This is a genomic window from Acinetobacter towneri, from assembly GCF_001758345.1.
Classification (GTDB): Bacteria; Pseudomonadota; Gammaproteobacteria; order Pseudomonadales; family Moraxellaceae; genus Acinetobacter; species Acinetobacter towneri_A.
In genome coordinates, this window is sequence record NZ_MKQS01000021.1 from 1 (window position 1) to 21,574 (window position 21,574).

Sequence of the window (21,574 nt, forward strand, 5' to 3'; positions counted from 1 at the left end):
CAGCACCGTACTAGTAATGAATTACGCAAGAAGGGTGTATTCGTTTCAGGGAGTGGGGTTCGCTCTATATGGCTTCGTCATGATTTAGAAAACTTTAAGAAGCGTTTAAAAGCACTTGAGGCTAAAGTGGCACAGGATGGTATTGAATTAAATGATCAGCAGATTGCGGCACTTGAACGTAAGCATGAGGATGACGTTGCTTGTGGTGAAATCGAAACAGCTCATCCAGGCTATTTAGGCGCGCAAGACACCTTTTATGTCGGGAATCTCAAAGGTGTTGGACGAATCTACCAACAAACATTCATCGACACTTATAGTAAGGTCGTTCATTGCAAGCTCTATACAACAAAAACACCGATTACAGCGGCTGATTTACTCAATGATCGTGTGTTGCCATTCTATCAATCTCAGGACTTACCAATGCTTCGCATCCTCACAGACAGAGGTACTGAGTATTGCGGTAAGGTAGAACAACATGACTATGAGTTGTATCTGGCAGTTAATGATATTGATCACACGAAGACAAAAGCAGCTTCCCCGCAAACAAATGGTATATGTGAGCGTTTCCATAAGACGATTTTGCAGGAGTTCTATCAAATTACGTTTAGGAAGAAGCTTTATAGCTCATTGGAAGAATTACAAGTTGATCTAGACGATTGGCTGAAATTCTATAATACTGAACGGACTCATCAAGGAAAAATGTGCTGTGGTCGTACACCACTTGAAACTTTACTTGATGCCGCAAACAAATGGTATATGTGAGCGTTTCCATAAGACGATTTTGCAGGAGTTCTATCAAATTACGTTTAGGAAGAAGCTTTATAGCTCATTGGAAGAATTACAAGTTGATCTAGACGATTGGCTGAAATTCTATAATACTGAACGGACTCATCAAGGAAAAATGTGCTGTGGTCGTACACCACTTGAAACTTTACTTGATGGAAAACGGATTTGGGCTGAGAAAAATTTAGCTCAAATTTAACCTGACAGGCACAATAAAAAATGGGTAACTGTCAGATCAGGTTTGAGCTAGTACAAATTAAAGACCCATTTCTTGCTCTTTGAGTAAGTTCAGGCGCAATTTCTTGCATGGCTAAATAATGTGACAAATAAACTTTTCCATTTAAATGCTGTAAAAGTTTTGAATGCTGTAATTTGTCCATTACAGGGCCTTTAATTTCTGAAAAATGCAGACAGATATTTAATTTTTCGAGTTCAAGATTTAAATCTTCCAGCATTTCGAGTGCGCTTAAATCAATACTGCTAATACTCGAACAATTCACCACAACATGCTTTAACTCAGGGTTTTGACTGACTTGATTAATAAAAAAGCCTTTTAAAGTATTGGCATTTAAAAAAGTTAGATTTTCGTCAATTCGCATAGAAAGCACATGTGGCGCGGTACGTACTTGATGTCGCTCAATATTACGAAAATGTTGTGTGCCTTCAAGTAAACCGATTACTGCTATATGTGGTCGGCTAATACGCCACAACATTAGAATAAAGGTAGAAATTATACCCATAATTAAACCTGTCGAAATATCAATTAACACAACACTAAAGAACGTAACCCACATGGCTAGACCATCGGCTTTGGAATAACGCCAAGTTTCTATAAAAGATTGGAACTCAACCAGTTTCCAAATTGAAACAATAATGGTTGCAGCCAAAACAGCCAGTGGTAAGTCCTGGAAAAATCCCGTGAAGTATAAACTGACAATAACAATCAGGATGGAGGTGAATATACCTGCCATTGGTGTTTTTGCACCTGCATCGGCATTGACAACGGTACGTGACAAACTACCCGTGACGGGAAAAGAGGAACTGACACCTGCACCAAGATTGGCTAATCCGAGTGCAATGAGTTCCTGATTGCTATTTAAGTGACTGCGTTGCTGTAAGGCAGTGGCTTGCGCAATAGACAATGACTCTACAAAACTAATCATCGAAATCATGGCTGCGCCTGGCATAAGTTGGAGAACGAGTTGTGTATTCCATTCAGGGAGTTGAATAGGCGGGAATCCTGAAGGAATTTCTCCTACTGTTTTAATGCCGACCTGTTGCAAATGCAGTGAATAAACCAAAGCAATTGAACCGATCACCAATACCAATGGCAAGGCTTTTAAGAGAAAACCACTACCTCGAACACGTTCACGAATGGCATTACTGTTGATGATTTTAGGCGCACAAATTAGAAATAAAATGGCAGCAACACCCAAGAGCACGCTATAAAGATGGGTTTTTCCCACATATTGCCAAAAGCTGTGTAAGAATTCAGGTAAGTTATTGGCTTTAAGGGGGATGTCTAAAACAAATTTAAGCTGTCCAATGGCAATCATTAATGCAGAGGCAATAATGAAGCTTTTAATGACAGGATGGCTAATGAGTTGAATTAAAAAACCGAAACGAAAAACACCTAAAAGTAGTGAAATAATGCCGACCAACAGGGCAAGTAAACAGGCTGCTTGAATATAAGCCGCCGAACCAACTTCAAACAATGGATTGAGCGTCGCAAAGGTCATCATGGAAATAATGGCGACTGGGCCAATGGACAAGGTTGGGCTGCCACCAAACAAGGCGTACATGATCATGGGGATCACGCTTGCATATAAACCCATGACAGGAGGTAAACCTGCAAGCATTGCATAAGCCATTCCTTGAGGTACCAATATGGCTATGACGATAAACGCAGACAACAGGTCAGTTTTAAATGTTTCTGCATTGTATTTTCGCAGCCATTGCCAAGCAGGTAGCACCCGTGCCAATAGTGAATTGAAATCTGACATAGTAAAATCTAAATCATAAATTTAGATATATTATGAACAAAAAATGCTAAGAAGTCTTTGAGATAGGAGGGGGAATTAAATTTTATGGATATGCCTGATATATAGGCATCATTATTTAGTCCTGTGGGCAATAAAGTGAGTATAGGATATTAAGAATCTGCACCATTTTGTCATCTTTAATTGAATAAAAAATTTGCTTGCCATCACGACGGGTATTCACTACATCACTTTTACGCAGCATCATTAATTGTTGCGATAACGTAGGTTGATGAATTTGGGTTAACTCTTCAATTTGAGAAACATTTAATTCTTGCTGAGATAAATGACAAAGAATTAAAAGGCGGTCAGTATTCGCCAAAGATTTTAAAATTCCAACAACCGTATCCGCAGATTCGCGCATTGATGTGATTTCAAGCCCATCGTTCATTGTTTATTCTCTTAATTTACAGCTAACCCAATATATTAGGCGGGAGTGGAAGATAAATGATATAACATAAATCATTGGTTATATATGAGAACAATTATGCTTTTTTAAATCATATCAGCCCATCATAAATATAGGGCTGATATTCTAATAAAAAAGTTGATCAAAATGTGGTTGAGTTACAATTAAACCTATTTTTTTATCTGTTCAAAATTTTTTAATTCTTTCTCACTAAATTCACTAGACGCAGTTAACAATTCCTGAATTTCTGGGTTGTACCAAGCAAAACATTCTGACATTTTGGTTCTAAAAGTATCATCTAGGATTATATGTGTAGCATTGTGTTGTAAGATGCCTTGTTGATCTAAACTGCTAACAAAACTTTTTAAGGTTGCACTATCAAAATAATAACCAGACTTAAATTGTGCAGAATCTGCAGCGCGTTGTAATACTGTTTTGGCCATTTTTTCCAAAACTTTTAGATTTAAAGGAATGTGTTGGCTATAATGCAGCAAAAGTCCTTGAATCAATACGAAATTATTTAAACTTGGTTTTGCCAGTTCCGCTAAGGCATAGAATTCATGCTGGGTAATTAGGTTCGGCAGTAGTTGTTGATTTGTTTCTGTCATCCAGTTTTGTTGGATAAAATACGCCACAATTTTTTCTATTTCTTGAGCAAGGTCCTGTGGTGCCCATGCCAAGAAAAACTCTTGTTTCAAATATGGATAAATCGCCTGCATTTTTTGCATTAATTCTGCGCGGGATAATACTAAGTTTTGTTCATTAAACTGCTGCACAATTAATGCGACACACGCCGGTAAAATAAAGCAATGTAAAATATTATTGCTAAAATAGCTCAATAAGATTTTTTGGCTTTCAGCGACTCGAATTCGTTCTATATCATCTTCTTTAAAATGCTGCACTTGTTTAAGTTTTAGTGCATATTCAATAATTTCTTGTGGATTTAATTCCGTAATAATCATACGGGGGTCATAACATAATTGTTTGAGCAAATAGCGATATTGTTCAATTCGTCTGAGTAGCTCATCTTGTGTCAAGGCATGCTGATCGACATTTAATAAAATCAGTGAGATGAGTGCAATTGGATTAATCACTACGGCTTTATTGATATTTTCCAAAATCGCATGCGCAGTATGATCTACCGTATGAATTACAGAGCTCGGTAGTTCGTCATTGATATTCAGTTTTACATTGTGTGCTTGGTTGGCTACTAAAACATCATCTAAAAATACAGGTTCACCAAAGTTGACATAGACCTTACCAAAGACTTTTTCAATTTTACGGGCAGAGTTTAAAATGCCCCATAAAGATTCGGCTTCTTTGGGTTTGCCGTTTAATTCATTTAAATAAGATGTACCCTCAATCAGTTTTTCATAACCAAAATACGTCGGAATAAATGCAATAGGTTTGGTTGCTCCGCGTAAATGACTTTGAATAGTCATCGACAACATGCCTTTTTTCGGTGGTAACAATAAACCTGTGCGTGATCGTCCACCTTCAATAAAGTATTCAAGTGGGGTGTTGCGTGACAATAAGCTGTGTAAATATTCTTTAAATACTGAGGTGTATAATTCATTGCCGCTAAAAGTACGGCGAATAAAATACGCACCACCACCACGCATGAGTTGACCTACAATCGGTAAATTTAAATTAATACCTGCTGCAATATGCGGTACCATCAATCCACGATTGAAAATTACATAAGACAGCAATAAATAGTCGATGTGGCTACGATGACAAGGGGTATAGACAATTTCATAATCTTTGGCGAGTTCACGTACTGTGTCAAAGTGATGCACTTCAATGCCATCATAGAGCTGTGTCCAAAGCTTGGTCAGTGCCAATTCAGCAAAACGCAAAGTCGAATAAGAAAAGTCCGATACAATTTCAGTTAAATAGTTTTTAGCGCGCTTTTCTGCCTCAAACATACTCACTTTTTGTTCGATACTTTCTTTGCGAATAGCTTGTTGTACAGCTTCAGTTTTCATCAAAGTATGAATTAGATTACGGCGGTCAGATAAGTCTGGACCCAAAATTGCTTCTTTGTATTGATTAAAATTATGTTCTAGATGTTTCTCAATAAAGTGTGCAGGAGATAAGTGTGGCTGTTGTAGCGTGGCTTGTGTAATGAGCTGACGTAAAGAAATCGCTTTATGAAACTCGATATAGTTATCACGTGAATAGAGTGAAATATTAAGAATTTGTTTGAGCTTGTTTGGCGTAGACCACGCATCGGCAAATAATGCTTTAAACCAAGAGTCTTCGTATTCGGGTGAGCGCCCCCAAAGTACTGTCACGGGAACGAACAGCACATCATGTTCAGGATGTTGCTTTAGGGTTTCAATTAAACGAATCAATTTGGCAGAGTAGTGATAAGCACTGTGCTGTGGGTTTTTCTCATGCAAGACCAAAATGGAATCATCTTCCTGGTGCCCTGCAATGATCAAAGGCGCATATACGGAAGGTAAACCCCGAGATTGCGTCTGCTGATCAATCAAGGCGATATTGCTGAGAGAGGCATCTTGCAGCACATAACAAAATTGTGTTTTTTCAGAGCTTTGAGCAATACGATGTTCTAATTCTGCAGTCGTGCCTAATACTTGTGGCGTCACAATCTTATTTAAGATTTTTTTAGTGAAATTACGATAAAGCTGACTGTAACGTTTATTAGACATTGCATTCCCTACATTTTGTTATGTGTTGCTATTGTCAAAAAATAAATAGCGAATTTCAAACCCAAGTGCCGATAAAATCGACAGTTAAACTGAGGTTGTCATTGCTTTATTCTAATTCGTGTTTTGTTGAAAGCTAATCATATTTTGTATAAAACAATTTTAACGAAACATCGGCAACAAAATTATAAAAAGGTATGATAATTTAAAATTTGTTTATATAGATATAACGTAGGAAATTATCATGACCACAGATGCAGCTTTTCCAACACCAGCAAACTTAGGCATTGCCGTATATAGTAATAACGCCGAAGCGATTGGTAACACGCCATTGGTACGCATTAACCGTTTAATTTCTGGCGGTGCAACGGTTTTAGCCAAGGTGGAAAGCCGCAACCCTGCATTTTCTGTGAAATGCCGTATTGGAGCAGCTTTAATTGCCGATGCAGAAAAACGTGGCGTGTTAAAAGCGGGCATGCATATTGTCGAACCGACCAGCGGTAATACAGGAATCGCTTTGGCATTTGTAGCTGCAGCAAAAGGTTATGAAATTACACTAACTATGCCTGCAAGCATGAGTATCGAGCGCCGTAAGGTTTTGAAAGCTTTGGGTGCAAATTTGGTGTTGACTGAGCCTGCAAAAGGCATGAAAGGCGCGGTGGATGAAGCAGAGCGTTTAGCAACTGAACATCCAGAAACTTATTTTTTGCCGCAGCAGTTTAATAACCCTGCCAATCCACAAATTCATGAAGAAACCACAGGTCCCGAAATTTGGGCAGCAACAGGTGGGAAGGTAGATATTCTTGTTGCCGGTGTAGGTACAGGCGGTACCATTTCTGGTATTTCACGTTATTTCAAAAAGGTAAAAGGTCAGGCATTGCATAGTGTTGCAGTTGAGCCTGCAGAATCTCCAATTATTGGTCAAACAAAGCGTGGCGAAGCCCTTACACCTGCACCACATAAAATTCAGGGGATTGGCGCCAACTTTATTCCAAAAAATCTAGATTTAGATTTGGTGGATGAAGTGATTAGCATTGAAAGTGCTGAAGCAATTGATTGGGCGCGTAGAACAGCAACTCATGAAGGTATTTTAGTCGGTATTTCTAGTGGTGCAGCAATGGCTGCAGCAGCTAAATTGGCTGCACGTCCTGAAAATGCAGGTAAAAATATTGTGGTGATTTTACCTGATAGTGGTGAGCGTTATTTATCATCAGTGTTGTTTGAAGATATTAGTGCAGAATAATGTGTCTTCAGATTGACAGAATCCTTTAAAAAATCCCAAAGTTATGACTTTGGGATTTTTTTGGAGAATAAATTGATGAGGTGGATAAAGAGACATTCTGCAAATCAACTTTCTTTGTACTGAGACTCTAATCTTTAGTAGGTTCAGCAATGAATCAAACTCAAATAATGGAAGATACTTTATCTAGCATCATCAGAGCTACCATTATTATATAACTTGATTAATCGTTCACGTCATCCATGGCTTTTTGAGAATTTATGGAGTGGAGTAATAATGAGGCACAATAATTCACTTTGTAAATATAATATAGATAATTACTCATCGACATGGTGCTGTAAATCATGACTACTTTATGTATAGGTGGGGTGAAGTAACCGCAATTGCTGTGGAGCGAATTTAAGCCCAGTTTGATTCATTGTTGATTCATCTATAAAAAAGAGCTCTCGAAAGAGCTCTTTTTTTAACTTTTTTAACAATAAAGTTTTATGCTTGGATAAATTGCTTCACCGCTTGGTTAAATTCGTTTGACAATTCTACGTTAGAAATGTGCGATGCATTGATTTCAAACAATTGGCTATTGGCAATACGTTCAACCATAAATTGAGCATCGGCAACAGTTGTTATAGGGTCTTGCTGACCTGCAACTACTAAAACAGGCACACTGATGTCTTTAAGTTGTTCACGTACATCCGCTTTAGCCAAAGCTTCGCAACAGCTCGCATAACCTTCGGCGCTGCCAGCTGCCAAGTCGTTTTGAAGATTGTTGACCACTGTCGCGTTGCTCTGGATAAAGGGTTCAGTAAACCAGCGTGATGCTGCAGTCGAAGCAATCGGCTGTAAACCTTGTTCGCGTACCAATGCGGCACGGTCATTCCAAGCCTGTTCTTGACCAATTTTTGCTGCGGTATTACATACCACCACCTGATTAAAACGTTCAGGGCGATGAATCGCTAACCATTGACCTGTTAAACCACCCATAGAAATACCACAGAATGCCGCTTTTTCAACATTCAAGTGATCGAGTAGATTTACAAGATCTTGACCCAATTGATCAATGCTATATGGGCCTTGCGGAGCTGATGATGCACCGTGACCACGTGTGTCGTAGCAAATGACAAAAAAATCTTGCTGGAAAAAATCAATCTGTGCTTGCCACATTTTGAAATTTGTACCAAGCGAGTTTGAAAAAATCAGTGCAGGTTTTGCAGCATCACCAAAAGTTTGGTAATTGATTTGCGCATCATTTGAGGTAAAAGTTGGCATTTTTTTAAAATCCTTAATCTTATAGATCCACCTAAATCCCTCTTATGAAAGGGGGCTTTTAATGAGGATTAAACACGTTCAATGATCAAAGCAATACCTTGACCGACACCAATACACATTGAACATAAACCGTATTTTCCGCCAGTTTGTTCAAGTTGGTTCAGTGCTGTAGTGACTAAACGTGCACCAGATGCACCAAGTGGGTGACCCAAAGCAATTGCACCACCGTTTGGATTGACTTTCTCTGAACCATCTTCGATGCCTAAGTCGCGAGTACATGCTAACGCTTGAGCAGCAAAGGCTTCGTTCAGTTCAATCACGTCCATTTGTTCAATGGTTAAACCTGTTTGTGCCAACAATTTTTTGATCGCAGGCGCAGGACCAAAGCCCATAATACGTGGTTCAACACCAACAACAGTTGAAGCAATGATTTTGGCACGTGGTTTTAAGCCGTGTTGTGCAACCGCTTCTTCAGAAGCAATCAGTAGGGCAGCCGCACCATCGTTAATACCTGACGCGTTACCTGCAGTCACAGTACCGTCTGCTTTTACCACTGGCTTTAATTTTGCCAATGCTTCTGCTGTGGTTGATGCACGTGGATGTTCGTCTGCAGCAACAACGACAGGCTCGCCTTTACGTTGTGGAATTTCCACTGCAATAATTTCTTTGTCAAAGAAACCGCGTGCTTGTGCAGCAGCAGTACGTTGTTGGCTGGTTAGAGCAAACAAGTCTTGATCGGCGCGGTTAATATTGAACTGTTCCGCTACATTTTCAGCAGTTTGCGGCATAGTTTCTACGCCGTACATTTCTTTGAGTTTCGGGTTAATGAAACGCCAGCCCATTGTGGTGTCTTCAATTTTTTGACTACGACCATAAGCAGATTCTGATTTACCCATCACAAATGGAGCGCGGCTCATTGATTCAACACCACCTGCAATAATCAGGTTTGCTTCACCTGCTTTAATTGCACGTGCGGCCATTGCAATTGCGTCTAGCGATGAACCACATAAACGGTTTACAGTGGTTGCTGGCACTTGGTACGGTAAACCTGCTAAAAGTGCAGACATACGACCCACGTTACGGTTGTCTTCACCTGCTTGGTTGGCACAGCCGTAAATCACGTCATCAACTTGTTCCCAGTTTACAGATGGATTGCGTTGCATAAGTGCTTTGATCGGTAATGCGCCTAAGTCATCAGCACGGACTGGAGCTAAACCACCTGCATAACGACCAAATGGGGTACGGATGGCATCGACGATATATGCGTTTTTCATATTTTATTTTCCAAATATCTTAATCTCTCCCAACCTCCCTTTAAAAAAGGGAGGAGATTCCCACCTAAAATTACTTGATGGAAGTCCCCCTTTGAAAAAGGGGGATTTAGGGGGATTAAAAATTATATTTAAAGACGATTAAGCCTGAGTCGCATCAATCAGCTTTGCACCAGTCAATGACTGTAATTCTTCAAAGCTCAAGCCTTCAACTTTTTCAAGAACTTTCATACCTTCAGGAGTGACATCAATCACACACAAGTCTGTGTAAATGCGATCTACACACTTTAAGCCTGTAGCGGGATAAGTCAGTTCAGCTACAATTTTAGCTTCGCCTTTTTTGGTGACGTGATCGGTTGTAATAAAGACTTTTTTTGCACCCACGGCCAAGTCCATTGCACCACCAACCGCAGGAATCGCGTCAGGAGCGCCAGTATGCCAATTTGCCAAGTCACCATTTTCAGCCACTTGGAAAGCACCCAATACTGCGATGTCTAAGTGACCGCCACGCATCATGGCAAATGAGTCACCATGGTGGAAGAATGAACCGCCTGTAAGCATGGTTACGAACTCTTTACCGGCATTGATTAATTCAGGGTCTTCTTCTCCTGCAGAAGGTGGTGGGCCAAAAGCCAATAAACCATTTTCAGAATGTAAGAATACGTCTTTTTCTGAAGACAGGTAGTTAGAAATTTTAGTTGGTAAGCCTATGCCAAGGTTAACATAAGCACCGTCTGGAATGTCTTGTGCCACACGTTCAGCGATTTGATCACGTGTTAATTTGGTATAGCGCATGATGTTCTCCTTCATGTGACAGTTATGCAGATTGTTCAGGTTGTTTTGCGCCAACGGCAACAACGTGCTGAACGAAAATACCCGGAGTGATGATGTGTTCAGGATCTAACGCGCCTAACTCAACCACTTCAGAAACCTGTGCAATCGTCACATCGGCAGCCATCGCCATGATTGGTCCAAAGTTACGTGCAGATTTACGGTACACCAAGTTACCCCAACGATCACCTTGCTGTGCTTTAATTAAAGCAAAGTCTGCGCGGATTGGATTTTCAAGTACGTAGTCTTTACCTTCATACTTTAGGGTGGGTTTGCCTTCAGCAAGCAAAGTACCAAAACCTGTAGGGGTATAGATTGGACCGAGACCCATACCTGCAGCCTGAATACGGCATGCCAAGTTACCTTGTGGCACAAGTTCAAGCTCGATTTTGCCTGCGCGGTAAAGTTCATCAAATACCCAAGAGTCAGACTGACGTGGGAATGAACAGATGATTTTACGTACTGCGCCAGCTTTTAATAGCTTTGCTAAACCGTAGTCACCATTACCTGCGTTGTTGTTTACAATAATTAAATCTTTGATGCCAAGTTCAATCAAACCATCAATGAGTTCCGCTGGCTGACCTGCGGTACCAAAACCACCAATCATGATGGTTGAACCATCTTTAATTTGCGAAAGGACTTCTGTTAAAGAAGTTTGACTTTTATCAATCATAATGTGTCCTAGACAATTGCCTGTCCATTAACTTTTGGAACTTTGAGTTGAAGGTAGGGGGGGCGGTTGAGCTGTTACGTTTGGTTAATACCCAATGTGCGATCAAACCAATACAGATACCCCAAAATACAGAACTTAGCCCTAAAAACTGCATACCAGAGGCGGTTGCTAAAAAGGTGATGAGGGCCGCATCACGCTGTGATTCTTTACTCATTGCCACTGAAATATTGGTAGCAATTGCACCCAAAAGTGCAAGTCCAGCTAAAGCTGCAATCAGTTCTTTAGGCAATAGGCTAAATAGCATGACAATGCTACCCGCAAATAACCCACCTAAAATATAGAAAATACCGTTGGCAACACCTGCAATGTATCGCTTTTCTTTCAGTTCGTGCGCATCTTTACCTAAGCACAATGCCGCGGTAATAGAGGCTAGTACAATGGTAATGCCTCCCACACATGCAACGGCAAGAGAAGCCATACTGGTCGCACTAATAATAGGCTTAGCAGGCATGTCATAACCGCTAATTTTAATAATTGCCATACCGGGTAAAAACTGCCCAGACAAGCTGACTAAAATTAAAGGTAATGCCAAGTTTAAGGTTGAACTCCACGTCCATTCAGGAGCAATAAACTGTGGAATTGCTAAAGTAAAATTGGTGGTCACTGGGTTAATTTGACCGAGCATTAAGCTCAGTATAATGCCTGCAGCAAGCACCCAAATCATGGCATAACGTGGACTAAAACGCTTTGCCAATAAAAATACCGCCAGCATCCCAAATACAATGTATGGCAGAGTATTGGTTGCACTAAATAGGCCTAAACCAAATTGAACCAAGATACCTGCCATCATGCCTGCTGCGACTTCTTGCGGAATCCACGACAGGAGTTTGTCAAAATATCCTGTGATTCCAACCAAGAAAATCACCACAGCAGAGGTAATGTAGGCTGCAACAGCTTCATTCAGGCTAATATCGGGAAACAGAGTGACCAGCAATGCGGTACCAGGTGCTGACCAAGCGGTAACCACAGGCACTTTGTATTTAATGGATAAAAAGATACCTGCGACAGCAGCACCAATAGAAATTCCCCAAATCCATGAAATCATCATGTCTGGGGAAACGTGGGCTTGCTGTGCTGCTTGGAAAAAGATGATCAATGGTCCTGAATAAGAGATCAGCACTGCTAAAAACCCTGCAACAGTGGCTGAAATTGACCAGTCATTTTTTAAAGTTTGGAACAGGTGACTCATTGACGATTTGCCTCCTTGCGTCAAGCAATGATCCTGTAGAAGTTGGTCATGATCTTGGCTTAACCCTGATCACCACCACCTACAGGTACAACAGTGCCTGTGATGTACGATGATTCATCAGAAGCAAGGAATAGAATCGCATTCACTTGTTCCTGAATGGTGCCGTAGCGACCCATGAATGTACGATCAATTGTTTGATCGACCACTTGCTGCATCCACGCTTTTTCATTTTCAGACAATGGATTGGCATTGCGAGGCACTTTACGTGGTGGTGCTTCTGTACCACCAGTTGCAATGGCATTGACACGAATACCATCTTTGGCATGTTCAAAGGCGAGGGAAGCAGTTAAAGCGTTCACACCACCTTTAGACGCTGAATATGGCACGCGGTGAATACCACGAGTTGCAATAGAAGATACGTTTACGATTGTACCTTTTTGATTTTTAATCATTTCTGGAAGTACTGCACGGCAGCACCACATCGTCGGAAATAATGAGCGGTTCACTTCCTTAATGATTTCTTCTTCAGAAAATTCTTCAAAAGGTTTCATCCAAATTGCACCGCCTACGTTGTTAATCAGCACATCAACACGACCGTAGATTTCAAGTGCTTTAGCAACCACAGATTCTGCATCTGCAAAAGTTTCAAGGTTGGCTTTTACGGTTACTGCATCGCCACCATGTTCTTCAATTTCAGCCAACACTTCTTCTACATAGGGAGAAAGGTCAGCCATAACGACTTGGGCACCTTCACTCGCCACTTGTAAAGCCACACCGCGACCAATGCCTTGAGCGGCACCAGTCACGATTACAACTTTCTTTTCAAATCTTTTTGCACGGTTCATTTGATGCTCCTACAGCGGGTCAACTTAGTTCGCTGAAAATTTTTCGAACAGGAAGTTTGCCGGTTTAACACCTTCTGTATCGAGCCAACCACGAACTGCTTCTACCATTGGGACAGGACCACACAGGTAAATATCAATATTGCCGCCATTCAGCCATTCATTTTCGATATGACCTGTCACATAACCCTTACGCGCATGTGCAGATTCAGGATTTGCAACTACAGTGCGATATTCGAACCAAGAGAATTTTTCTTGGAGTTCATTTAATTTTTCAATTGCCACCAAGTCAAAGTCATTGGTTACACCAAATACTAAACGTACTGGATGTTCTGAACCTTTTTCTTCAAGCACTTGCAGCATAGACATGAATGGTGCAATACCTGTACCGCCTGCTAACATCAGCACTGGACGTGCTACATTACGCAAGTAGAAGCTACCAAATGGGCCAGTAAAAGTCATTTTGTCGCCCGCTTTAGCATTTCGGCTTAAGAATTCGCTCATTTTTCCGTTTGGTACGTTACGTACCACAAAGCTTGTTAAGCGCTTACCAGGCTTAGAGCTAAAAGAATAAGAACGGGTTTCTGTTGTACTAGGAATACCCACATTCACATATTGACCTGCAAGGAAGTGAATATCTGGTTGACCTTCATCTAACTGAATGTCAAAAGTAATGGTTGAGTCAGATAGGTTTTCTACCCCAGCCAAAGTACCTTCAAAAGCATGAATTTCAGTTTTACATACATCAGAAGTGGCTTGAATTTGGAACACTGCGTCAGAAGTTGGTTTACATTGGCATGCAAGAATGTAGCCTTGTTCAGCTTCTTCTGGTGTCAATGCATCTTCAATGTAAGTTTCTTCAGGCATGTCATACGAACCTGATTCACAAAACGCACGGCACGTTCCACATGCACCATCACGGCAGTCCAAAGGAATATTGATCTTTTGACGGTAAGCTGCGTCTGACAGTGTTTCACCATCTGTAACAGAAATAAAACGCGTAACGCCATCTTCAAATTGAAGTGCAACATTGTGGTTTGACATGGCTGAATATCCTTTAGAAATCTTTAAAACTTGACCCCCTCAGCCAAATTCCATCTGGCTGAAAGGTTTTACCTAGCTGTAAATCTATACAGTCTTAGAGGTGATAAATATCGATTACTTGGTTGATATAATCGTTTTTCAGCACCACGTACTTGCTTAAAATTTGTGGTTTGTCGCCAGAAAAATCGATTTCATAGCGTGACATCCCAAAATAGCTGTAGTTAGTTTTGTAACGGAAACTTAAAGTGTTCCAGTTAAAACGTACAGTGACTTTATCGCCTTCACGTTCCACAATTTCAATATTGCTAATGTTGTGGCTGGTACGTGTATCAGGCATGGTCGCAGATGAGCGTTCAGTCTTGATACGGAATACACGGTCTTCTAAACCTTGACGGTCTGGATAGTAAATCAAGGAAATTTCGGACTGTGGATCTTCAGTTAAAGTGTCATTGTCATCCCATGCAGGCATCCAGAAAGATGCATTAGGGGCATAGCACTGTAGCCAGTCATCCCATTGCTCATCATCTAAAAAGCGGGCTTCCTGATACAGGAACTGTGCAATGTTTTCTAAAGTGATGTCGCTCATGCGGTTTCTCCTTCAGTGTTTGCAGCAATTTCTTTTTCAGTCGCAATACCTTTTTTGATTAGATCTAACCAATGTTGGTGCTGTGAAAGATATAAACCTTCGTCTTCAGTTTTAATACCTGAAAGTTTTGGTTTTAAACCGATTTCGTTTGCAGCATCGTCTGGACCTTGGATCCAATGCTTAGAACCACGGCACATATCGTTCCACTCAAGTGCGATACCTGCGTAGCCAACTTGACATGCACGGAATTCTTCAAGATCGTCTGGTGTAGCCATACCTGATGCGTTAAAGAAGTCTTCGTACTGACGAATACGGCGTGCGCGTGCTTCTGGCTCTTCACCGACTGGACCGATACAGTAAATCGTCACTTCAGTCTTATCGACAGAAAGAGGACGTAACACACGAATTTGTGAACCGAACTGATCCATGAAGTACACGTTTGGATAGATACACAAGTTACGTGAACGCTCGATCATCCATTTCGCCATTGCTTCACCGAATTGCTCGGTGTATTCGTTTTTCTTGGCAAAGTTAGGACGGTCTTCTGGGTTAGCCCATTGCGTCCAAAGGAGCATGTGACCATTTTCAAAGCCGTAAGAACCACCGCCTTGTTTGCCCCATGAACCTGCGCTCATAGCACGAATATTGTCGCCAGCTTCTTTTTCTTTACGTTGCTGAGTCGTTGCAGCGTAGTTCCAGTGTACTGCAGACACGTGGTAACCATCGGCACCGTTTTCAGCAGTTAACTTCCAGTTACCTTCATAAGTGTAAGTAGAAGAACCACGTAAAACTTCAAGACCTTGTTGTGATTGCCCCACAATCATGTCAATGATTTTAGTTGCTTCACCTAAGTATTCTTCTAAAGAAGGAACATCTGGGTTCAAGCTACCAAACAAGAAACCTTTATAGCTTTCAAAACGGGCAACTTTTTTCAAGTCGTGTGAACCGTCTTTGTTGAAGCAATCTGAATAACCTGCATCTGCTGGGTCTTTCACTTTTAACAACTTACCAGAGTTGTTAAAAGTCCAACCGTGGAATGGGCAAGTATAAGTTGCTTTGTTACCACGCTTGTAACGACATAACTGTGCACCACGGTGTGAACACGCATTGATCATGGCATTCAATTCTCCATTGCGGTTACGCGCAATGATGATTGGCTGACGACCAATATAAGTGGTGTAGTAGTCATTGTTGTTTGGAATTTGGCTTTCGTGTGCCAAATAAACCCAGTTGCCTTCAAAAATGTATTTCATTTCTAGGTCAAACAAGGCTTGGTCTGTGAATACTGAGCGGTGTAGTTTAAATTCACCAGATTCAAAATCATCAACCAATAGCTCATCAATGCGGTCTAAGTGGCTGGTGTTAATTACAGGAATACGAGGCATGTCCTTTCTCCGGCTGTCCAATGAGGGGCAGTCAATCGGGAAGTGCCTGATTTATATTCAAGACACGTCCCGCTTTCCTTTTTGGGAATTAAGCGCTTGCGCGACGACGGTCGACTTCAGTGCTAGGCGCGTTTTCTTTTTCTTTCACAAGTTCAATATTGAACTGGATGTGTTTGAAAGGACCCTTTAGGCCACGGCGTGCAATTTCAGCTTCATCAGTTACATCAACAGCGGTTGCAACAAGGCCTTCTCGTGTAGCGAATGCAAAGTCATCCCACAGGTATTTATCACCCTCAATGTTGAATTGAGTAGTCAGTTTGCGGTAACCCGGTGCAGATACGAAATAGTGCACATGAGATGGGCGGTTACCATGACGGCCTAATTTGTCCAATACGAACTGAGTAGTACCTTCTGGTGGGCATCCATAACCAACTGGCATTGTAGTCAGTGCAACATATTTACCATCTTGGTCAGTGAAAATAGAGCGACGCAGATTGAAGTCAGACTGTGACTTATCAAAGAATGAGTAGTTACCCAAGCTGTTGGCGTGCCAAACTTCAACTTTAGCGCCTTCAATAATATTGCCTTCGGTATCAGTTACAGTACCTTCGATGATTAGAGTCGGGATTTTACCTTCTTCAGAACCATCATCCATACGTGCAAAGCCAACTGATTCAGGTGCGCCTGCTACATAAAGTGGACCTTCAATAGTCCGTGGTGTGCCACCGGTGATACCTGCTTTAGCATCAGCTTCATCTGCACGCAAGTCCAAGTAGTGCTCTAGCCCTAAGCCTGCAGCTAATAGACCTAACTCATTTGCTTGGCCCGCATCCGTAAAGTATTCCAAACCTTTCCAAAGCTCAGTTTGAGAAATATCAAGATCTTCAATCGCCTGGAACAGGTCACCTAACAAGCGCACAACAATCTGTTGTACTCGCTCATCTACAGGACCAGTCGCAGTATCGACGTTAATTTTCTTAACTAATACATCAATTTCTTGGCGGTTCATACTATTGCTCCTAAAACTATGTTTTTCATATTTTAGTGGCGCATCTTTAGCTTTATTAGCTGGCTAAATTTGGCTGGCCACAATCCCTTGTTGCAGTACTTTCTGTTTGGCTTTTGGATGAGAAATCTTGCGATTCCTCATCCGGTAATCAATTAACTGTCATCCTCTCGAACTGAAGATGGATGACGGTTTAATGGCATCACTTCAATATTCATGTATGGGTAGAGCGGTAGACCTTGTAAAATGTTGTGAAGTTCTTCGTTGCTCTCAACATCAAAAATACTGATGTTTGAATACTGGCCAGTAATACGCCAAATATGACGCCATTTACCTTGACGCTGTAATTCCTGTGAATATGCTTTTTCAACGACTTTAATTTCGTTTGCAGTTTCTGCTGGCATATCCAATGGAATGTTTACATCCATACGTACATGGAAAAGCATAAGTTTCTCCTAATTACTGACGACGCAAGTTGTCAATTTTGTCTTCATCCAACTCAACGCCTAAACCCGCACCTGATGGAAGGTGTAACTCAAAGTCTTGGTATTGAAGTGGGGTTTTTAAAATTTCTTCGGTCAGTAGTAATGGACCAAATAATTCTGTGCCATAAGTTAAATTCTGGAAGGTCGAGAACACATGCGCAGATGCAATCGTGCCTACAGGACCCTCAAGCATGGTGCCGCCATAAAGGTCAATACCTGCCAATTGTGCAACTGTGGCTACTTCACAGCCTTCAAGCAGACCAGCAGATTGGGCAACTTTGACTGCAAATACAGATGCAGCATGACGTTTTGCCAACTGATAAGCACTTTGTGGGCCTGTTAACGATTCATCTGCCATGATGGCAATATCAAATTTGCGCGTTAGACGCTCCATGGCATCAATGTTGTCAATTGCGCATGGTTGTTCAATTAAGTCGACACCGCCATCTTGTAAAAGCTGGATGCCTTTAATTGCGTCAAGCTCTGACCAAGCACGGTTTACGTCTACACGAATAGAAACGTCTTTACCTAAAGCTTGTTTAATAGCTAATACGTGTTCTACATCTTGCTCTACTGGGCGTGAACCGATTTTGAGCTTGAAGGTGTGGTGACGTTTTGCTGTAATCATTTTTTGTGCTTCAGCAATGTCTTTTTCTGTATCGCCAGATGCAAGTACCCATAAAACAGGAACCGAGTTGCGTAAGCGACCACCTAAAATTTCGCTTAAAGGTTGGTTTAAGCGCTGTGCTTGAATATCTAATAAAGCAGTTTGAATGGCACACTTCGCGAAACGGTTACCATTAATATTCTTTTTAATGACCTGTAAAGTTTGCGCAACATTTAAGCCAGCTAAAGTTTTTAGCAATGGTGCGAAATATGTTTCAATATTGGTTTTCACACTTTCTGGGCTTTCTTCACCATAGCCCAAGCCACCAATCGTGGTTGCTTCGCCCCAGCCAACAAAACCATCTTCAGTGGTGATTTTGACTAATACCAGAGTTTGGGTTTGCATGGTTGCAACAGCCATCTTGTGTGGACGGATGGTTGGTATTTCCAGCAGCAAAGTTTCTACTGACTTATACATGGTTTGCCCTTCATGTCATTGCTTTATTACATCTTGTGATATACCTTAAAAGAATAAATTGAATTGGTCTAAGATCAAATTTGCATTTTTTTATACTTTAAAGGTATTCTTAGCCATGGAACTCAGACATTTACGTTATTTTGTTGCTGTTGTAGAAGAGCAAAGTTTCACCAAGGCAGCAGAAAAACTCTTTATTGCTCAACCACCTTTGAGCAGACAGATTCAAAATTTAGAACAAGAGCTTGGAATTCAACTATTCGAGCGTGGAAGCAGGCCGCTTAAGACCACTGAGGCAGGGCAATTCTTTTATCAACATGCCGTTAAACTTTTGTCTAATGCGGAAGAAATTAAGTCGATGACAAAACGAGTCGGTATGACCGATCGTACCGTGACTATTGGCTTTGTTGGTTCTTTATTGTTCGGATTATTATCAAGAATTGTGTATTTGTTTAAGCAGCAGCACCCGCATTTAAAAATAGAAATGGTGGAAATGAGCACCAATGACCAAATTCAAGCACTTAAAGAAGGGCGTATAGATGTTGGTTTTGGACGTTTAAGAATTTCTGATCCTGCAATTAAACGTATTTTATTACGTGAGGAACGCTTGATGGTTGCAGTCCATTCTAGCCACCCGTTCGCGACACAAAAAGAAGGTGTATATTTAGCAGATGTTGTTGATCAACATCTATTTTTATATCCAAACCACACTAAGCCAAATTTTTCTACTCAAATTCGTGGCGTGTTTTCTGAGCATGGTTTAGAACCTCGAAAAATTCGTGAAGTACGTGAATTACAATTGGCATTGGGTTTTGTTGCTGCAGGAGAGGGTGTGTGTATCGTGCCAGAAAGCGCTCAAAACATTCATTTGGCGCATTTGCATTTTATACCTTTATTAGATAACACGGCTGTAAGTCCTATATTTATGGCAATCCGTAATATGGATGAAAGTGAAGATATTCGATCTTTGTTTGACTGTATTTATCAAGTCTATGATTTGGAAGCTGTCACTTATGACCGCAATGTATTCTAGTAAAACTATATAAAACAAACATTTATAAATATTTTTCTTGAGAAGAGCACAGATATTTTAAAAAAATACTGTTGTGTGAATTGCCCTGAAAAACTTGTTTAAGCATCACATCGCAGTATTTTTTTTCGCCTTATTATTTTTATTCAATTAAAAATCAATATATTACAATGTTGTAGACTTTTTAGGTATGTATTCATGCCTATTCAGTTTTGGACAAATTTTAACTTTTTATCCATTGTGTGCATCTGAGTTGGAGTAACGGACTTCACAATTAGGAGGTGGAGCAAGATGCAAAGCAATAAAATTAATATTAATACCTTGATTGACGAGGCCAAGTTCACGCCATTTCATTGGGGTGTATTGTTTTGGTGTCTGATGATCATTATTTTTGACGGTTATGATTTGGTCATTTATGGGGTTGCATTGCCGCTGCTCATGCAAGAGTGGGGTTTAAGTGCAGTTCAAGCTGGCTTACTGGCCAGTACCGCATTATTTGGAATGATGTTTGGTGCCATGACCTTTGGTACGTTATCGGACAAGTTAGGCCGAAAAAAAACCATTATGATTTGTGTGGCTATTTTCAGTGGCTTTACATTCTTAGGTGCATTTGCAAGCAATCCAGTGGAATTTGGTATTTTACGTTTCCTTGCAGGGCTTGGTATTGGTGGTGTCATGCCAAACGTTGTGGCATTAATGACTGAATATGCACCAAAACGTATTCGTAGTACTTTGGTTGCGCTCATGTTTAGTGGTTATGCAATTGGCGGTATGACATCAGCATTATTGGGAGCATGGTTAGTGCCACAATTTGGGTGGAAAATCATGTTCTACATCGCGATTATTCCTTTAGTCGCTTTACCGCTCATTTGGAAATTCTTGCCTGAGTCACTCATGTATTTGACCAACAAGAAAGAAATTGAGCAAACCCGTACAATCGTGCAAAAAATTTCACCAAGCCATCAATTAAATGGTGACACTGAGTTTGTACTAAATGAGGTGACTAAAGGCGATGAAGCACCTGTAAAAGCATTGTTCCAACAAGGTCGTATGTTCAGTACTTTCATGTTCTGGATCGCATTTTTCATGTGCTTGTTGATGGTGTATGCATTGGGCAGTTGGTTACCAAAATTAATGATCCAAGCGGGTTACTCACTTGGTGCAAGTATGATCTTCTTATTTGCCTTGAACATTGGCGGCATGATTGGCGCAATTGGAGGGGGTGCATTGGCTGACCGCTTCCATATCAAAAAAGTAGTGACCATTATGTTTATCTGTGGTGCAGCAGCATTAATTTTGCTTGGCTTTAACAGTCCACAAATTGTGTTGTATACCTTAATTGCAGTTGCAGGTGCAGCAACCATTGGTTCACAAATCCTGCTTTATACTTTTGTCGCACAATATTACCCATCTACTGTACGTTCTACAGGTATGGGCTGGGCGTCAGGTATTGGTCGCATCGGTGCAATCGTTGGGCCAGTACTCACAGGTGCACTATTAACCATGAATTTACCGCACCAAATGAACTTCTTTGCTATTGCGATTCCAGGTGTAATTGCTGCCTTAGCAATCTTCATGGTGAATTTAAAAACATCTGTAGAAGCTAAAGCCGCTGTGGAACCTGTTTTAAACAGCAATCCAGTCACACAAAAAGCAACCCAATAATTTTTTATCTTTTCTTT

At 40.9% G+C, this 21,574-nt stretch carries 19 protein-coding genes and 1 pseudogene; 5 read left to right on the forward strand and 15 right to left on the reverse strand.

The features are described from left to right. Together BJN41_RS10605 and BJN41_RS10610 are read left to right on the forward strand one after the other, a co-directional pair. The coding region (locus tag BJN41_RS10605; protein WP_070155106.1) for an IS481 family transposase at positions 1-762 on the forward strand (762 nt) is incomplete at its 5' end. Further along, a pseudogene (locus BJN41_RS10610) lies at positions 740-982 on the forward strand (integrase core domain-containing protein); the annotation flags it as partial. The gene BJN41_RS10605 and the pseudogene BJN41_RS10610, both read left to right, overlap by 23 nt. A 31-nt stretch (positions 983-1,013) precedes the next feature. Here the strand turns inward: BJN41_RS10610 and BJN41_RS10615 are convergent. The 3 genes from BJN41_RS10615 to plsB all read right to left on the reverse strand — a co-directional run bounded on the left by BJN41_RS10615 (position 1,014) and on the right by plsB (position 5,906). After that, the gene (locus BJN41_RS10615) at positions 1,014-2,786 is read right to left on the reverse strand and encodes a SulP family inorganic anion transporter (protein WP_070155110.1); all 1,773 of its coding nucleotides are present in this window, start codon (positions 2,784-2,786) and stop codon (positions 1,014-1,016) included. Positions 2,787-2,901: 115 nt separating this feature from the next. After that, on the reverse strand, positions 2,902-3,213 hold the full coding sequence (locus BJN41_RS10620) for an ArsR/SmtB family transcription factor (RefSeq protein ID WP_070155112.1): 312 nt from the start codon (positions 3,211-3,213) through the stop codon (positions 2,902-2,904). A gap of 188 nt (positions 3,214-3,401) precedes the next feature. Then, the gene (gene plsB / locus BJN41_RS10625; RefSeq protein ID WP_070155114.1) at positions 3,402-5,906 is read right to left on the reverse strand and encodes a glycerol-3-phosphate 1-O-acyltransferase PlsB; all 2,505 of its coding nucleotides are present in this window, start codon (positions 5,904-5,906) and stop codon (positions 3,402-3,404) included. A 241-nt stretch (positions 5,907-6,147) separates the two neighbouring features. On the opposite strand from plsB, the gene cysK reads away from it, so the two are divergent. Beyond that, entirely contained in the window at positions 6,148-7,146 is a 999-nt protein-coding gene (gene cysK / locus BJN41_RS10630) for a cysteine synthase A (protein ID WP_070155116.1), read from the forward strand. 483 nt (positions 7,147-7,629) lie between these two features. Here cysK and pcaD read toward each other — a convergent pair whose 3' ends face one another. From pcaD to BJN41_RS10690, 12 genes are all read right to left on the reverse strand, one after another. After that, positions 7,630-8,409 (reverse strand): 3-oxoadipate enol-lactonase, encoded by a 780-nt coding sequence (gene pcaD, locus BJN41_RS10635; RefSeq protein WP_070155118.1) that lies wholly within the window; start codon positions 8,407-8,409, stop codon positions 7,630-7,632. A gap of 68 nt (positions 8,410-8,477) precedes the next feature. Next, positions 8,478-9,683, reverse strand: coding sequence for a 3-oxoadipyl-CoA thiolase (gene pcaF, locus BJN41_RS10640; protein ID WP_070155120.1), 1,206 nt, complete (start codon positions 9,681-9,683; stop codon positions 8,478-8,480). Between the two features lie 138 nt (positions 9,684-9,821). Beyond that, positions 9,822-10,475 (reverse strand): 3-oxoacid CoA-transferase subunit B, encoded by a 654-nt coding sequence (locus BJN41_RS10645; RefSeq protein WP_070155122.1) that lies wholly within the window; start codon positions 10,473-10,475, stop codon positions 9,822-9,824. Between the two features lie 22 nt (positions 10,476-10,497). Next, positions 10,498-11,184, reverse strand: a complete 687-nt coding sequence (locus tag BJN41_RS10650; RefSeq protein ID WP_019837575.1) for a 3-oxoacid CoA-transferase subunit A — start codon at positions 11,182-11,184, stop codon at positions 10,498-10,500. After that, the gene (gene benE / locus BJN41_RS10655; protein ID WP_070155124.1) at positions 11,177-12,433 is read right to left on the reverse strand and encodes a benzoate/H(+) symporter BenE; all 1,257 of its coding nucleotides are present in this window, start codon (positions 12,431-12,433) and stop codon (positions 11,177-11,179) included. The genes BJN41_RS10650 and benE overlap by 8 nt, the downstream gene beginning before the upstream one ends. 59 nt (positions 12,434-12,492) lie before the next feature. Then, positions 12,493-13,278 carry a benzoate diol dehydrogenase BenD gene (benD, locus tag BJN41_RS10660; protein WP_070155125.1) on the reverse strand — a complete coding sequence of 262 codons (786 nt, stop codon included), beginning with the start codon at positions 13,276-13,278 and terminating at the stop codon, positions 12,493-12,495. A 24-nt stretch (positions 13,279-13,302) separates the two neighbouring features. Continuing rightward, on the reverse strand, positions 13,303-14,319 hold the full coding sequence (gene benC, locus BJN41_RS10665) for a benzoate 1,2-dioxygenase electron transfer component BenC (protein ID WP_070155127.1): 1,017 nt from the start codon (positions 14,317-14,319) through the stop codon (positions 13,303-13,305). Positions 14,320-14,413: 94 nt separating this feature from the next. Then, a complete protein-coding gene (benB, locus tag BJN41_RS10670) occupies positions 14,414-14,905 on the reverse strand; it encodes a benzoate 1,2-dioxygenase small subunit (protein ID WP_070155129.1) in 492 nt (163 codons plus the stop codon). After that, on the reverse strand, positions 14,902-16,290 hold the full coding sequence (gene benA, locus BJN41_RS10675) for a benzoate 1,2-dioxygenase large subunit (RefSeq protein ID WP_070155131.1): 1,389 nt from the start codon (positions 16,288-16,290) through the stop codon (positions 14,902-14,904). Before benA ends, benB begins: the two co-directional genes overlap by 4 nt. 88 nt (positions 16,291-16,378) lie before the next feature. Next, complete coding sequence (catA, locus tag BJN41_RS10680; protein ID WP_070155137.1) at positions 16,379-17,299, reverse strand: catechol 1,2-dioxygenase; 921 nt, start codon at positions 17,297-17,299, stop codon at positions 16,379-16,381. Positions 17,300-17,451: 152 nt separating this feature from the next. Beyond that, on the reverse strand, positions 17,452-17,742 hold the full coding sequence (catC, locus tag BJN41_RS10685; RefSeq protein ID WP_019837569.1) for a muconolactone Delta-isomerase: 291 nt from the start codon (positions 17,740-17,742) through the stop codon (positions 17,452-17,454). A gap of 13 nt (positions 17,743-17,755) precedes the next feature. Continuing rightward, entirely contained in the window at positions 17,756-18,865 is a 1,110-nt protein-coding gene (locus BJN41_RS10690) for a muconate/chloromuconate family cycloisomerase (protein WP_019837568.1), read from the reverse strand. Between the two features lie 115 nt (positions 18,866-18,980). Here BJN41_RS10690 and BJN41_RS10695 point away from each other — a divergent pair, with 115 nt between their 5' ends. Together BJN41_RS10695 and BJN41_RS10700 are read left to right on the forward strand one after the other, a co-directional pair. Then, positions 18,981-19,895, forward strand: a complete 915-nt coding sequence (locus tag BJN41_RS10695) for a LysR family transcriptional regulator (RefSeq protein ID WP_070155139.1) — start codon at positions 18,981-18,983, stop codon at positions 19,893-19,895. A gap of 288 nt (positions 19,896-20,183) precedes the next feature. After that, the gene (locus tag BJN41_RS10700; protein WP_070155140.1) at positions 20,184-21,557 is read left to right on the forward strand and encodes an MFS transporter; all 1,374 of its coding nucleotides are present in this window, start codon (positions 20,184-20,186) and stop codon (positions 21,555-21,557) included. Positions 21,558-21,574: the final 17 nt, after the last annotated feature.

What these genes read in the sequence shown, in the direction of transcription:
- catA (WP_070155137.1), bottom strand. Translation starts at nt 17,299, where the DNA reads ATGAACCGCCAAGAAATTGATGTATTAGTTAAGAAAATTAACGTCGAT.
- pcaD (WP_070155118.1), bottom strand. Translation starts at nt 8,409, where the DNA reads ATGCCAACTTTTACCTCAAATGATGCGCAAATCAATTACCAAACTTTT.
- BJN41_RS10615 (WP_070155110.1), bottom strand. Translation starts at nt 2,786, where the DNA reads ATGTCAGATTTCAATTCACTATTGGCACGGGTGCTACCTGCTTGGCAA.
- plsB (WP_070155114.1), bottom strand. Translation starts at nt 5,906, where the DNA reads ATGTCTAATAAACGTTACAGTCAGCTTTATCGTAATTTCACTAAAAAA.
- BJN41_RS10645 (WP_070155122.1), bottom strand. Translation starts at nt 10,475, where the DNA reads ATGCGCTATACCAAATTAACACGTGATCAAATCGCTGAACGTGTGGCA.
- BJN41_RS10695 (WP_070155139.1), top strand. Translation starts at nt 18,981, where the DNA reads ATGGAACTCAGACATTTACGTTATTTTGTTGCTGTTGTAGAAGAGCAA.
- pcaF (WP_070155120.1), bottom strand. Translation starts at nt 9,683, where the DNA reads ATGAAAAACGCATATATCGTCGATGCCATCCGTACCCCATTTGGTCGT.
- BJN41_RS10620 (WP_070155112.1), bottom strand. Translation starts at nt 3,213, where the DNA reads ATGAACGATGGGCTTGAAATCACATCAATGCGCGAATCTGCGGATACG.
- BJN41_RS10700 (WP_070155140.1), top strand. Translation starts at nt 20,184, where the DNA reads ATGCAAAGCAATAAAATTAATATTAATACCTTGATTGACGAGGCCAAG.
- benD (WP_070155125.1), bottom strand. Translation starts at nt 13,278, where the DNA reads ATGAACCGTGCAAAAAGATTTGAAAAGAAAGTTGTAATCGTGACTGGT.
- benC (WP_070155127.1), bottom strand. Translation starts at nt 14,319, where the DNA reads ATGTCAAACCACAATGTTGCACTTCAATTTGAAGATGGCGTTACGCGT.
- benB (WP_070155129.1), bottom strand. Translation starts at nt 14,905, where the DNA reads ATGAGCGACATCACTTTAGAAAACATTGCACAGTTCCTGTATCAGGAA.
- cysK (WP_070155116.1), top strand. Translation starts at nt 6,148, where the DNA reads ATGACCACAGATGCAGCTTTTCCAACACCAGCAAACTTAGGCATTGCC.
- catC (WP_019837569.1), bottom strand. Translation starts at nt 17,742, where the DNA reads ATGCTTTTCCATGTACGTATGGATGTAAACATTCCATTGGATATGCCA.
- benE (WP_070155124.1), bottom strand. Translation starts at nt 12,433, where the DNA reads ATGAGTCACCTGTTCCAAACTTTAAAAAATGACTGGTCAATTTCAGCC.
- BJN41_RS10690 (WP_019837568.1), bottom strand. Translation starts at nt 18,865, where the DNA reads ATGTATAAGTCAGTAGAAACTTTGCTGCTGGAAATACCAACCATCCGT.
- BJN41_RS10650 (WP_019837575.1), bottom strand. Translation starts at nt 11,184, where the DNA reads ATGATTGATAAAAGTCAAACTTCTTTAACAGAAGTCCTTTCGCAAATT.
- benA (WP_070155131.1), bottom strand. Translation starts at nt 16,290, where the DNA reads ATGCCTCGTATTCCTGTAATTAACACCAGCCACTTAGACCGCATTGAT.